This window comes from Arenimonas aestuarii, from assembly GCF_054781715.1.
Genome location: NZ_BAAGTW010000006.1, coordinates 1 through 12,438 on the forward strand (window position 1 = coordinate 1; position 12,438 = coordinate 12,438).

Here is a 12,438-nt window from a genome sequence, read left to right on the forward strand (position 1 = left end):
GGGAGCCGCACATTATACGAGAGTTTCCAAGGACGTCAACACCTTTTCGACGCCCTTTTTTGCCCCCCGACACCGTCCGGGCCGTCGAGGGCCGCGAACTATAGCGGCATGGATCAGGATTGGGAAGAGGGGGTGTCGCCGGCCGCGTCGCGACGGCGTTCCAGCCAGCCCAGGACCGCCAGCACGGCCAGCGTCAGTGCGGTTGCGGCCACCGCCAGCACGTAGCTGTGCACGCCCACGGCGATGCCTATGACCGCGACCATCAGCAGCGAAGCGGCCGTGGTGATGCCGGTCACCACCGACTCGTTGCCGCTGCGGAAGATCGTGCCTGCGCCCAGGAAACCGACCGCCGCGACCATGGCCTCGATGAGACGGATCGGATCGATGCGCACCAGGTTGCTGTAGACCTCGGCCGAATAGCGGTGCGCCAGCAGGTCCACCAGCCCAACCAGCAGCGCCGCGGCGCCCGCCACCAGCATGTGCGTGCGAAAGCCCGCGGGCCGGTTCTTCATTTCGCGTTCGTAGCCGATGGCGCCTCCCAGGACCATGGCCACCAGCATGGTGCCCACCAGCTGCAGCTGCAGTTGCCAGTTTTCGAACAGGCCGTCCATCGCGCCTCCGTGGTGCGGCGCGGGCCTCAGGCCTGGGTCAGGCGCACCCGCGCGAAGTTGCGCTTGCCAACCTGCAACACGCCTTCGAAACCGGCGGTGAACAGGCGCTGCGCATCCTCGAAGGCTTCGCCGTCGATGCGCACCGCACGCTCCTTCAACTTGCGGTTGCCTTCGGAGTTCGAAGCCACCAGGCCCGCGGCCACCAGCAGCGCGGCGATGCGCAGACCGTCGGCCGGCACGCTGATGTCCGCCTGCGGCAGAAGGGATGTATCGCCTTCCCCGCGCACCACCGCGTGCCAGCCGGCGACGGCCTGTTCGGCCGCGGCGGCGCCGTGGAAACGCGCCGCCAGTTCGCGGGCCAGGCCCAGCTTGGCGTCACGTGGATTGAGCGCACCCGACGCAACGTCCTGCTTCATCCTGGCAAGCGCCGACAGCGAGACGTCGAAGCTGAGCAATTCGTACCAGCGCCACATCAGGTCGTCGCCGACCTTCATTGCCTTGGTGACGATGTCGATCGCCGGCTCGTTGATGCCGATGTAGTTGCCCAGGGACTTGGACATCTTGTTGACGCCGTCCAGGCCCTCGAGCAGGGGCATGGTCAGCACCACCTGCGGCTTCTGGCCGTAGTGTTCCTGCAGGCCGCGGCCCATCAGCAGGTTGAACTTCTGGTCGGTGCCGCCCAGCTCGACATCGGCTTTCAGCGCCACGGAGTCGTAGCCCTGCACCAGCGGGTAGAGGAACTCGTGGATGGCGATCGACTGCTGCGCGGCGTAGCGCTTGGCGAAGTCGTCGCGCTCGAGCATGCGCGCCACGGTGTGCTGCCCGGCCAGGCGGATCATGTCGGCCGCCGCCATCTTGCCGAACCACTCGGAATTGAAGCGCACTTCGGTGCGCTCGCGGTCGAGCACCTTGAATACCTGGTCTTCGTAGGTGCGCGCATTGGCCGCGACGTCGTCGGGCGTCAGCGGCTTGCGGGTGGCGTTCTTGCCGGTGGGGTCGCCGATCATCCCGGTGAAGTCGCCGATCAGGAAGATCACCCGGTGCCCCAGGTCCTGGAACTGCCGCATCTTGTTGAGCAGGACCGTGTGGCCCAGGTGCAGGTCGGGCGCGGTCGGGTCGAAACCGGCCTTCACCCGCAGCGGGCGGCCCTCGCGCAGGCGGGCGGCCAGCTCGGCGGGCTTGAGAATCTCGTCGGCACCGCGGCCGATCAGTTCAAGGGCGTGGTCGATTTCGGACATGGCTTGGGGTGTTCCGGGGGCAGGGCCGGCCTGGGGGGCCGCCGTTAAACTGAGGTTAACCTAAAGTTAAAGGGAGCAGCCGGAAAAATCCAGCAGGGACAAGGGTTTGACGCTGGTATTTATTGCTGGTTATCGTAGCCCGACATCACCACTTGGCGGGGGAAGCCCTTGCAACACCGCGAAATGTTTTCCCCCAGCCGCTGGTCCCGGGATCACTGGATCCTCGCCAGCCTGTTTGCCGCCCTTGCCGTGCTAGTTGCCACCATCATCCCCGGTTTCGCCTCCGCCATGCGCGGGGCGGAAGACGCCGAGGTCCGGCGCGTGGTCGCACTGGCCCTGCCGCCGGCGACGAAGGACGACCCGGCCCCCGCCGCCGCCAGCGGCCCGGCCTGGCAGTCGGTCACGGTGGAAAGCGGCCAGACCCTGGGCGCGGTGTTCTCCGACATGGGCGTGCCGGCGGCCGAGATGCTGCAGGTGCTGGAACTGCCCAGCGCCCGAAAGGCGCTCTCGCGCGTGCGCGCCGGTGCCGAACTGGGCTTCGACCTGGGCCCGGACGGCGAACTCCGCGGCCTGCGCTTCGCGCGCGACGAAGGCGCCAATGTTGAAATCCAGCGCGTGGGCGGCAAGTACGTGGAGAAGGTGATCGAGCGCCCGCTCGAGCGCCGCGTCATGATCGCCAGCGGCGAGATCGACAGCTCGCTGTACGCCGCCGGCGCCAAGGCCGGCCTGGGCCCGGCGGTCATCAACGAGATGGCCAACGCCTTCTCCTACGACATCGACTTCACCCAGGACCTGCGCGTCGGCGACACCTTCCAGGTCGTTTACGAGGAAATCTGGCGCGACGGCGAACGCCTGCGCAGCGGTGGCCTCGTCGCCGCCAGCTTCTCCAACCGCGGCAAGGAGTTCACCGCCCTGCGCTTCGAGCGCAACGGCAAGGCGGAATATTTCGACCTCGCCGGCCGGCCGCTGAAGAAGGGCTTCATGCGCATGCCGATCGAGTTCGCCCGCATCAGCTCGCGCTTCAACCCGCGCCGCAAGCACCCGGTGCTGGGCACGGTGCGCGCACACAAGGGCGTGGACTACGCCGCCGTGACCGGCACGCCGATCATGTCCGCCGGCGATGGCCGCATCGCCTTCGCCGGCTGGCAGCGTGGTTACGGCCGCACCATCATCGTCGACCACGGCCGCGGTTACACCACGCTCTATGCGCACATGTCCCGCCTGGGCAAGCACAAGGTCGGCCAGCGCGTGCAGCAGGGCGCCACCATCGGCTACGTCGGTGCCACGGGCCTGGCCAGTGGCCCGCACCTGCACTACGAATTCCGCGTCAACGGCGCCCACCGCGACCCGCTGACCGTCACCATGCCCAAGCCCGACCCGCTGGCCGGCGCCGAACTGGCCGCCTTCCGCGCCGCCACGGCCCCGGCCATGGCCCAGCTCCGGCGCGTCGGCGGAACCCGCCTGGCCTCGCGCTGACGCCATGGCGCCGTCCGGCGACCCGAACGAGCCCGCCGCCACCGACGGCGGGCTTTTTCTTGGCCTGATCTCGGGCACCAGCGCCGACGGCATCGATGCGGCCCTGGTGCGCTTCGAGCCGTCGCCATGCGTGCTGTTCGGCCGCACCTACCCCTTGCCCCCGGATCTGCTCGAGGACGTGCTGCGGCTGTCACAGGCCGAGGCGCGGCTGAGCCTGGATGACCTGGGCCGGCTCGACACCCGCCTCGGCCAGGCCTTCGCGCAGGCGGCCAGCCAGGCGCTGGCGGATGCCGGCGCGGCCGCCGGAGACGTCACCGCCATCGGCTCGCACGGCCAGACCCTGCGCCACGACCCCCGCGGCGCCGCGCCCTTCTCACTGCAGCTGGGCGATGCCAGCGTGATCGCCGAAACCACCGGCATCACCACCGTCGCCGACTTCCGCCGCCGCGACGTCGCGGCCGGTGGCCAGGGCGCGCCGCTGATGCCGGCCTTCCACGCCGCGGTGCTGCGCGACCCGGGGGAAGACCGCGCGGTGCTCAACCTGGGTGGTATCGCCAACCTGAGCCTGCTGCCCCGCCAGGGCGACGTCCGCGGCTTCGACACGGGTCCGGCCAACGGCCTGATGGACGCCTGGTGCCTGCGCCATCGCCAGCAGCCCTACGACCGCGGTGGCGCCTTTGCCGCCGAAGGCCGGGTGGATGCACCGTTGCTGGCCGCGCTGCTGGCCGAGCCGTGGTTCGCCCTGCCGCCGCCCAAGAGCACTGGCCGCGACCAGTTCCAGCTGCAGTGGCTGCAGGCCCGGCTCGGCGACCAGTCCCCGGCCGACGTCCAGGCCACCCTGTGTGAACTGAGCGCCGCCACGGTGGCCGATGCCCTGCTCCGGGAAATGCCGGGCTGCCGGCGCCTGCTGGCCTGCGGCGGCGGCGTGCACAATCCGGAGCTGATGCGCCGGCTGGCGGCGCGGCTGCCCGGCATCGCCGTGGCCAGCACCGCCAGCGTGGGCATAGACCCGGATTTCGTCGAAGCCGCTGGGTTCGCGTGGCTGGCCCGGGAAACCCTGGCCGGCCGGCCGGGCAACCTGCCGGCAGTTACCGGCGCCCGCGGGCCGCGGGTGCTGGGCGCCATCCACCGCGCCTGAAGACGCGGTGGGCTAGCCGCCAGGCTTCTTGCCCGGTGGCGCCATGTAAGACGGGGCGTCGTCGGGCAGGCTGTTGAGCGCTTCCATGGCTTCGGCGAAGGCCCGGCTTTCGTCGTCGTTCCAGGAGCCGGTGAGGCGGGCGATGTCGCCCGGCTCCGGCGCCGGTTCCGGCTCGATGATGCCCAGCGACTGCTTGAGCAGGTGCAGGATGACGTCGTTGAGCGGCCAGCCCTTCTGGCGAGCCATCTCCTTGATGCGCTCGGCAATACGCTCGTCGATGTCGCGCAGCAGGAAGTCGGCCATGGCCTCGATCCTCGGGGGGACGCCCAGCATACGACCACAGCGGCCCCGGGCAAAAGTTCAGGCTGTTGGTCGCGGCGCCAACCTGGGCCACAGCCAGAGCAGCAGAAGCAGGGTCGGCACGATCGACAGCGTGCTGAATACGAAGAAAGCCGTGTAGCTGCTCGCCTCCACCATGAAACCCGATACGCCGCCGATCAGCTTGCCCGGCAGGTTGGCCAGCGAACCAAGCAGCGCGTATTGGGTGGCAGTGTAGCTGCGGTTGGCCAGCGCGGACATGAACGCCACGAGCACCGTTCCGGCGAAGCCCTGGGAGAAATTGTCGCCCGAGATCGCCGCCATGAACGCCCACAGTTCGCCCGGATGCACCGACATCAGGATGAAGAGCAGGTTCGACAGCGCCACCCCGACCGCCGCCACCGCCAGCGACCAGCGCAGGCCGATGGCCGCCACCGCCATGCCGCCGACAAAGGCGCCGGCAATGCCGATCGGCACGCCGTAGAGCTTGGAGATGTTGGCGATCTGGGCCTTGTCGAAGCCCGAGTCGAGGTAATACGGGCCGGCAATCACGCCCAGCATCTGGTCCGGGAGCTTGTACAGACCCACGAACGCAAGCAATGCCACGGCCAGCACCCAGCCATTGCGGCGGAAGAACTCCACGAACGGACCCACGAAGGCCTGCACGAAGCCACCGCGGGGACCCAGCGGGACGGTTGATTCCGGTTCGCGCGCGACCAGCGTGGTGAGCAGCGGCGGGATCATCAGCGCGGCCATCGCCAGGTAGGCCACGCGCCAGTCCCAGAACTCCGCCACGTACAGCACGCCGACCGTGCTGGCGATCAAACCCAGCCGGTAGCCCAGGGTATAGGTCGCCGCCAGCGCGCCCTGGGCTTCGACCGGGGCGATCTCGATGCGGTAGGCGTCCACCGCGATGTCCTGGGTCGCACCCGCGAACGCCGCGACGCCAGCCAGCAGGATGAACAGGGGCAGGCCCGCGCCCGGCCCCAGCAGCGCCATGCCGGCCAGGCCGGCGGCCAGAAGCAACTGCGAAGCAAACAGCCAGCCGCGCCGGCGCCCCAGCCAGGGCAGCGGATAGCGATCGAGCACCGGCGCCCAGACGAACTTGAGGGCATAAAAAAGACCGATGTAGCTGAGCAGCCCGATCAGCCCCAGGTCATAGCCGGCCTCGCGCAGCCAGATCGACAGCACGTAGCCCACCAGCAGGAAGGGAAGTCCGCTTCCGAATCCCAGCAGGCACATGGTCAGGGCCGAGGGCGTGCTGAACGCGGACAGCACCCCGCGCCAGCCGCGTGCCTGCGGAGCCGTGGCATCCGCGCTCACGCGTAATCCACCACGAAGGGCGCGTGGTCGCTGAACTTCGGTTCCGGGTGGATGCTGCAGTCGCGCAGTCGGTCGCGCAGCGAAGGCGACACCACCTGGTAATCGATGCGCCAGCCCACGTTCTTGGCGCGGGCGGCGCCACGCTGGCTCCACCAGGTGTAGTCCTCGCCGTCGGGGCGCAGGTGGCGGTAGCTGTCCACCCAGCCACGCTCATTGAACAGCGTGTCCAGCCAGGCGCGCTCCTGCGGCAGGCAGCCGGAGTTCTTCTGGTTCGATGTCCAGTTCCGGATGTCCTTGCGGGTGTGCACGATGTTCCAGTCGCCGCAGATCACGTAGTCGCGGCCACTGGCCAGCCACTGGTCGAAGATCGGCGTGATCCAGTCCATGCAGCGGAACTTGTAGTCCTGGCGCACGTCGCCCGACGAGCCGGACGGGAAATACAGCGACACCACGCTCAGGTTGCCGAAACGCGCCTCGATGTAACGCCCCTCCTCGTCGAAGTCCGGCCAGCCCAGGCCGGTCAGCACCTGGTCGGGCGCCTGGCGGCTGTAGATGCCGACGCCGCTATAGCCCTTCTTGGTGGTCGCGTCGCGGAAATGGGCGTGGTAACCGGCCGGGCGCAGCTCGGCAGCACCGAGCTGGTGTTCCTGGGCCTTGGTTTCCTGGATGCAGACGATGTCGGCGTCCTGGTCCTGCAGCCAGTGGAAAAAACCCTTGCTGGCCGCCGAACGGATGCCGTTGGCGTTGAAGCTGATGATTCTCAAGGCGGGGGGACCGGTTCGATTTACCCGAAAGGTTAGCCCAAACCCGCGCCGACGCGGGTGCCGGCGACGGGCCTGCTGTTGCACAATCGGGTTTTGCCCACCGGGTTGCCCCATGAAACCGCACCAGAGCCGATTCCTGGACCTGGCGCTGGACCGGCAGGTCCTGCGCTTCGGCCAGTTCACCCTCAAATCCGGCCGCACCAGCCCGTATTTCTTCAATGCCGGCCTGTTCGACTCCGGCGCGGCGCTCAAGGCGCTGGGCGAGTGTTACGCCGACGCGCTGGAGGCCTCCGGCCTGGCCTACGACATGCTGTTCGGGCCGGCCTACAAGGGCATCCCCCTGGCCACCACCCTGTCGGTGGCGCTGGCCGCGCGGGGCCGCGACGTGCCGGTGGCCTTCAATCGCAAGGAAGCCAAGGCCCACGGCGAAGGCGGCAGCCTGATCGGGGCGCCGGTGCGCGGCCGCGTGCTGATCGTGGACGACGTCATCACCGCCGGCACCGCCATCCGCGAGTCGATCCGCATCATCACCGAGGCCGGCGGCGAAGCCTGCGGCGTGCTGATCGCGCTCGACCGCCAGGAGCGTGGCCAGGAAGGTGAACGTTCGGCCGCCGAAGAAGTCACGGCGGAGTTCGGCCTGCCGGTGTTCGCCGTCGCCGGCCTGGACGAACTGCTGGCCCACGCCGACGAGCGGCCCGGCCTGGCCGGGCACAAGGACGCCCTGGTGGCGTATCGTTCTGCCTATGGAAGCCGTCGCTGAACGCCGGAGCCCCGCATGAAGACCAGACTGACCTGCATCGCCCTCGCCCTCCTGCTCGCCTCCGGCGCCGCCGCCGGCCAGGAGAAGGCCAAGAAGCTCTACCGCTGGGTGGACAAGGACGGCAAGGTGCAGTTCTCCGACACCCTGCCGGCCGAGGCCCTGGAACAGGCCCGCACCGAAATCAGCGCCAGCAGCGGCCGCACCACCGGTGAAGTCGGTCGCGCGCTCACGCCCGAGGAACAGGCCGAGTTCGATCGCCTGGCCGCCGAAAGGGAAGTCCGGCAGCGCGCCGACGAAAAGCAGCGCCAGACCGAAGAAGCCATGCTGGCCTCCTTCCAGACCGAAGAAGACCTGCGCCGCTCCTACGGCGTGCGCGTCACCCTGATGCAGGAAAACCTCAACGCCATCGAGGCGGGCATCGGCAGCCAGCGCAACAGCCTGACCAGCCTGCTGGCCGATGCGTCCGAAGCCGAACTGGCGGGCCAGCCGGTCAATGCCAAGCAGGCCGCCACCATCCGCGAACTGCGCCAGGAAATGACCAAGCAGCAGAACATGCTGGTGCTCAAGCAGGCCGAGCTGATGAAGCTCGACGAAGACCTGGAATACCTGGTCCAGCGCTTCCGCGAACTCAAGGGTGGCGATGAGACGCCGTCCGCCCCCGCGGCGGCGCCCTCGCAGCCGGCCGAGGAAACCCCGACCGGCTGAACCGCCTCAGGCGGTCAGAACGGCAGCTGCAGCGACGGGTCCGTGGCCAGCAGCTGCTCGCGGAACGCCGTCTTGATGCGCTCGAGCGCCGCTTCGTCCTTGGCGTCGAAGCGCAGCACCAGCACCGGCGTCGTGTTCGACGCCCGCACCAAGCCCCAGCCGTCGGGCCAGTCGGCGCGCAGCCCGTCGATGGTGGCCAGGCGTGCGCCCTCGAACTTCGCCTTGGCCAGGAACTCCTCGATGAAGGTGTACTGGCGGCCTTCCTCGACCTGGATCTTCAGCTCCGGCGTGGACACGCCCTTGGGCAGGGTGTCGAACACTTCCTGCGGCGTCTCGGCCCGGCTCGACAGGATCTCGAGCAGGCGCGCGGCGGCGTAGATCGCGTCGTCGAAGCCATACCAGCGCTCGCGGAAGAAGAAGTGGCCGCTCATCTCGCCAGCCAGTTCGGCTTCGGATTCGCGCATTTTGGCCTTGATCAGCGAATGCCCGGTCTTCCACATCAGCGGGCTGCCGCCGTGGCGCAGGATGTGCATGGCCAGGTGACCGGTGCACTTGACGTCGTAGATGATGCAGGCGCCCGGATTGCGTTCCAGCACGTCGGCGGCGAACAGCATCAGCAGGCGGTCCGGGTAAATCATCTCGCCCGAGCGGGTGACCACGCCCAGGCGGTCGCCGTCGCCGTCGAAGGCCAGGCCCAGGTCGGCGTCCACGCGCTGCACCACGTTCACCAGGTCGCGCAGGTTGGCCGGGTCGCTGGGATCGGGGTGGTGGTGCGGGAAGGTGCCGTCGACCTCGCAGAACAGGGGCTCGACGTCGGCGCCGATCGCCTCCAGGACCTGCGGCGCGAACGCGCCCGCGATGCCGCTGCCGCAGTCCACGACGACCTTGAGCTTGCGCTCGATCTGGATGTCGCCTGCGATGCGGCTCGTGTAGTCCGCGGCGATATCGCGTTTGCTTGCCAGGCCTTGTTCTTCGGACTCGTGCAGGTCGTTCTCGACGATGCGCTCGTAAAGTTTCTGGATGGCGTCGCCGGCCAGCGTCTCGCCTTCGATGACGATCTTGAAGCCGTTGTAGTCGGGCGGGTTGTGGCTGCCGGTGACCGACACGCAGGAGCCCGCACGCAAGTGGTAGCCGGCGAAATAGGTCACCGGCGTCGGCGCTTCGCCGATGTCGAAGACTTCACGGCCGGCGCGGCGCAGGCCGTCGATGAGGGCGTCGGCCATGCGCGGCGACGACAGCCTGCCATCGCGGCCAACCACGATCGCCTTCGCGCCCTGGGCGTGCATGACGCTGCCGATGGCCTGGCCGATCAGGCGCGCGGTTTCTTCGTTCAGGGTCTTCCCGACCACGCCGCGGATGTCGTAGGCGCGGAAGATGCTGCGGTCGAGCACCGCGCGGGCAGGGCTGTCCGGCAGGGGCGGCATCACCGGCTTGGAAACGGCGCCCGCGGCGGGCTCGGGCGGATTGACCCGGCCGCTGGCCTGCAATTCGGCCAGGGTCGGGGCATTGCCGACGGGCACGTCCTCGACCTCGTCGTCGTCGGACTTCCGACGCAGCTTCAGGCGTGGCTGAAGCAGCAGGCCGCCTGCGATCATGAAGCCCAGGCCCGCCAGCAGGAAGTTGGTGAGCATGCCGCCGCTGCCGGCCGGCGCCGCCGCGACCACGCGCATGCGGGTGCCGGCCACCGGCACGGAGCCGAACTCCGCCGACGAGGCCAATTCCAGATCGCCGCGCTCGAATACGTTGTGCCGGCCCTGGCGAAGCGCCAGGTAGCCGCTGTCCGACAGTTGCGCGCTCTGCAGCGGGCCCACCAACGTGTCCAGGGGCAGGCGCACGTAGACCACCGACAGCACCAGACCCTCGGCCAGCACCGGCGCCGCCAGGGCGAGGCGCGGTGCGCCGGCGTCCATCACGACGGCGGCGCGGCTGGCGTTGTCCTGCAGCGCCAGCTCGATCACGCCGAGCTTGCCGTAGCCAAACGCGGCCGGATCCGCATAGGCCGCGTCCAGCCCCGGGTCGTGCCACTCGACGGCTTCGACCTCCGCCCAACCGCCCTTGATCACACTGTCGGCGGCAGCCTGGTCGCCACGCTGCAGGGCGGTGGCGAGGGCAAAACGCACGCGCCGTTCCTCAAGTTCGGAAACCGCTTCCTGGACGCGCTCGGTCACCCCGGCGCCGGCGGACAGGCGACTGGTGTCCACCTGGGTCTGCAGGCGGGTCGCGCCCAGGTCCTGGACACCGGACCAGGTGAACCAGGCCGCCAGCAGCAGGGCCAAGGCCGCCAGCAGCCAGGTCGGCTTGATGGAATGGAGCGGGTTTTTTCCGGACGATTTCATGCTTCCCCCTGTTCCCGGCGCGGTTTCCCGCCCCGTTCAGCGCGTGCCGGTGTGGCCGAAGCCACCTTCACCGCGCGCGCTGAGTTCGAATTCTTCCACCTGGCGCAGCGCGGCCCGGGCCACGGGCAGGAAGACCAGTTGGGCGACACGGTCCCCCGGGCTGATGGTGAGCGGTTTCGGCCCACGATTCCAGAGGCTCACCATCAAGGGACCCTGGTAATCGGCATCGATCAGCCCGACCAGGTTGCCCAGCACCAGTCCGTGTTTATGCCCCAGGCCCGATCGCGGCAGGATCGTGGCACACAGCCCGGGGTCGCCAATATGGATGGCGAGGCCGGTGGGCACGAGCTCGGCGTCACCTGGCGCGAGCTCCAGCGGCGCCTGGATCATTGCCCGCAGGTCCATGCCGGCCGAGTGCGCGGTGGCGTAGTCCGGCAGCGGGAACTCACTGCCAAGGCGCGCGTCCAGGCGCTTGAATTGGATATCGACGGTCATTGCATGGCTTCCAGGCGTTGGGCGATCAGCAGCAGCAGCTCGGTGGCGACGCGCGACTTCGGGCCGTGGCCGATATCGTGCCGGCCGTCGCGCCAGAATACCGCCAGGGCGTTTTCATCGGACTCGAAGCCCTGGCCGGGGCGTGACACGTCATTGGCCGCGATCAGGTCCAGGCCCTTGCGGTGCAGCTTGTCGCGGGCGTAGGCCTCCAGGTCGCTGGTTTCGGCGGCAAAACCCACCACCAGCCGCGGCCGCGCCGCGTGCGCGGCGACGTCGGCCAGGATGTCCGGCGTGCGCACCAGGGTGAGCGTGAGGCTGTCGCCGGACTTCTTGAGCTTCTGCGGCAGGGTCTCGGCCGGCGCGTAGTCGGCGACGGCGGCGGCGCCGATGTAGGCGTCCTGCCCCGGCAGCGCCGCCAGCACCGCGTCGCGCATCTGCGCCGCGCGGCGCACGTCGATGCGGGTGACCCCCGGCGGCGTCGGCAGCGACACCGGGCCGGCGACCAGGGTGACTTCCGCGCCCATGCGGCGCGCGGCGTCGGCCACGGCGAAACCCATCTTCCCGGAGCTGCGGTTGCCCAGGAAACGCACCGGGTCGACGTCCTCGAAGGTGGGACCGGCGCTGACCAGGATGCGCCGGCCTTCCAGGCGCGGGGGCCGCAGGCTGGCGGCCACGGCGGCCACGATTTCCATGGGCTCGGACAGCCGGCCTTCGCCGACCTCGCCGCAGGCCTGGTCGCCGCGGCCCGGACCGATGACCTGCGCCCCGCGTGCCACCAGGGTGGCGAGGTTGGCCTGGGTCGCCGGGTGCGCCCACATCACGCGGTTCATCGCCGGCGCCAGCAGCAGCGGTGCCTCGCTGGCCAGGCACAGGGTGGAAAGCAGGTCGTTGGCCTGGCCCTGGGCCAGGCGACGCAAGGTATTGGCCGTGGCCGGCGCGACCAGCACGCGGGTGGCCCAGCGGGCCAGTTCGATGTGGCCCATCGCGGCCTCGGCGGCCTCGTCCCAGAGCGAGCAGCGCACCGGGTGCCCGGAAAGGGCCTGGAAGGTGGTCGTGCCGACGAAATGGCGGGCCGCCTCGGTCATCACCACGCGTACTTCGGCACCCGCGTCCTGCAGGCGGCGCACCAGGTCGGCGGCCTTGTAGGCGGCGATGCCGCCACTCACGCCAAGCAGGATGCGTTGTCCCTTCAGCTCGTGCACCGGGTTTCCTTACCTTGCTGAACGCACCTAGCTTACCCGAAGCGCCCTGGCGCCCCGATGTCCCGGCGCGTC

General features: G+C 69.4%; 12 protein-coding genes. 4 read left to right on the forward strand and 8 right to left on the reverse strand.

The genetic code is table 11. The features are described 5' to 3' along the window. Positions 1 to 113 precede the first annotated feature (113 nt). Positions 114 to 611 carry an MgtC/SapB family protein gene (locus ACYVJH_RS09660; protein ID WP_460454435.1) on the reverse strand — a complete coding sequence of 166 codons (498 nt, stop codon included), beginning with the start codon at positions 609 to 611 and terminating at the stop codon, positions 114 to 116. A 26-nt stretch (positions 612 to 637) separates the two neighbouring features. Further along, entirely contained in the window at positions 638 to 1,849 is a 1,212-nt protein-coding gene (gene tyrS, locus ACYVJH_RS09665) for a tyrosine--tRNA ligase (RefSeq protein ID WP_460454436.1), read from the reverse strand. 183 nt (positions 1,850 to 2,032) lie between these two features. Here tyrS and ACYVJH_RS09670 point away from each other — a divergent pair, with 183 nt between their 5' ends. Continuing rightward, a complete protein-coding gene (locus ACYVJH_RS09670) occupies positions 2,033 to 3,325 on the forward strand; it encodes a peptidoglycan DD-metalloendopeptidase family protein (protein WP_460454437.1) in 1,293 nt (430 codons plus the stop codon). 4 nt (positions 3,326 to 3,329) lie between these two features. Beyond that, the gene (locus ACYVJH_RS09675; protein ID WP_460454438.1) at positions 3,330 to 4,463 is read left to right on the forward strand and encodes an anhydro-N-acetylmuramic acid kinase; all 1,134 of its coding nucleotides are present in this window, start codon (positions 3,330 to 3,332) and stop codon (positions 4,461 to 4,463) included. Positions 4,464 to 4,475: 12 nt separating this feature from the next. On the opposite strand, the gene ACYVJH_RS09680 is transcribed toward ACYVJH_RS09675, so the two are convergent. The 3 genes from ACYVJH_RS09680 to ACYVJH_RS09690 are packed head-to-tail and all read right to left on the reverse strand — an operon-like array spanning position 4,476 to position 6,868. Further along, positions 4,476 to 4,766 carry a hypothetical protein gene (locus ACYVJH_RS09680; protein WP_460454439.1) on the reverse strand — a complete coding sequence of 97 codons (291 nt, stop codon included), beginning with the start codon at positions 4,764 to 4,766 and terminating at the stop codon, positions 4,476 to 4,478. A 57-nt stretch (positions 4,767 to 4,823) separates the two neighbouring features. After that, positions 4,824 to 6,104, reverse strand: coding sequence for an AmpG family muropeptide MFS transporter (locus ACYVJH_RS09685; RefSeq protein ID WP_460454440.1), 1,281 nt, complete (start codon positions 6,102 to 6,104; stop codon positions 4,824 to 4,826). Continuing rightward, positions 6,101 to 6,868 carry an exodeoxyribonuclease III gene (locus tag ACYVJH_RS09690; RefSeq protein ID WP_460454441.1) on the reverse strand — a complete coding sequence of 256 codons (768 nt, stop codon included), beginning with the start codon at positions 6,866 to 6,868 and terminating at the stop codon, positions 6,101 to 6,103. Before ACYVJH_RS09690 ends, ACYVJH_RS09685 begins: the two co-directional genes overlap by 4 nt. Positions 6,869 to 6,980: 112 nt before the next feature. Here ACYVJH_RS09690 and pyrE point away from each other — a divergent pair, with 112 nt between their 5' ends. Then, a complete protein-coding gene (gene pyrE / locus ACYVJH_RS09695) occupies positions 6,981 to 7,628 on the forward strand; it encodes an orotate phosphoribosyltransferase (RefSeq protein ID WP_460454442.1) in 648 nt (215 codons plus the stop codon). Between the two features lie 15 nt (positions 7,629 to 7,643). After that, positions 7,644 to 8,333: a DUF4124 domain-containing protein gene (locus ACYVJH_RS09700; protein ID WP_460454443.1), complete on the forward strand. Its 690-nt coding sequence runs from the start codon at positions 7,644 to 7,646 to the stop codon at positions 8,331 to 8,333. Between the two features lie 14 nt (positions 8,334 to 8,347). Here the strand turns inward: ACYVJH_RS09700 and ACYVJH_RS09705 are convergent, their stop codons facing one another. The 3 genes from ACYVJH_RS09705 to coaBC are packed head-to-tail and all read right to left on the reverse strand — an operon-like array spanning position 8,348 to position 12,366. Next, a complete protein-coding gene (locus tag ACYVJH_RS09705; RefSeq protein WP_460454444.1) occupies positions 8,348 to 10,669 on the reverse strand; it encodes a phosphomannomutase/phosphoglucomutase in 2,322 nt (773 codons plus the stop codon). Positions 10,670 to 10,705: 36 nt separating this feature from the next. After that, entirely contained in the window at positions 10,706 to 11,164 is a 459-nt protein-coding gene (gene dut / locus ACYVJH_RS09710) for a dUTP diphosphatase (protein ID WP_460454445.1), read from the reverse strand. Next, a complete protein-coding gene (coaBC, locus tag ACYVJH_RS09715) occupies positions 11,161 to 12,366 on the reverse strand; it encodes a bifunctional phosphopantothenoylcysteine decarboxylase/phosphopantothenate--cysteine ligase CoaBC (RefSeq protein ID WP_460454446.1) in 1,206 nt (401 codons plus the stop codon). Before coaBC ends, dut begins: the two co-directional genes overlap by 4 nt. Positions 12,367 to 12,438: the final 72 nt, after the last annotated feature.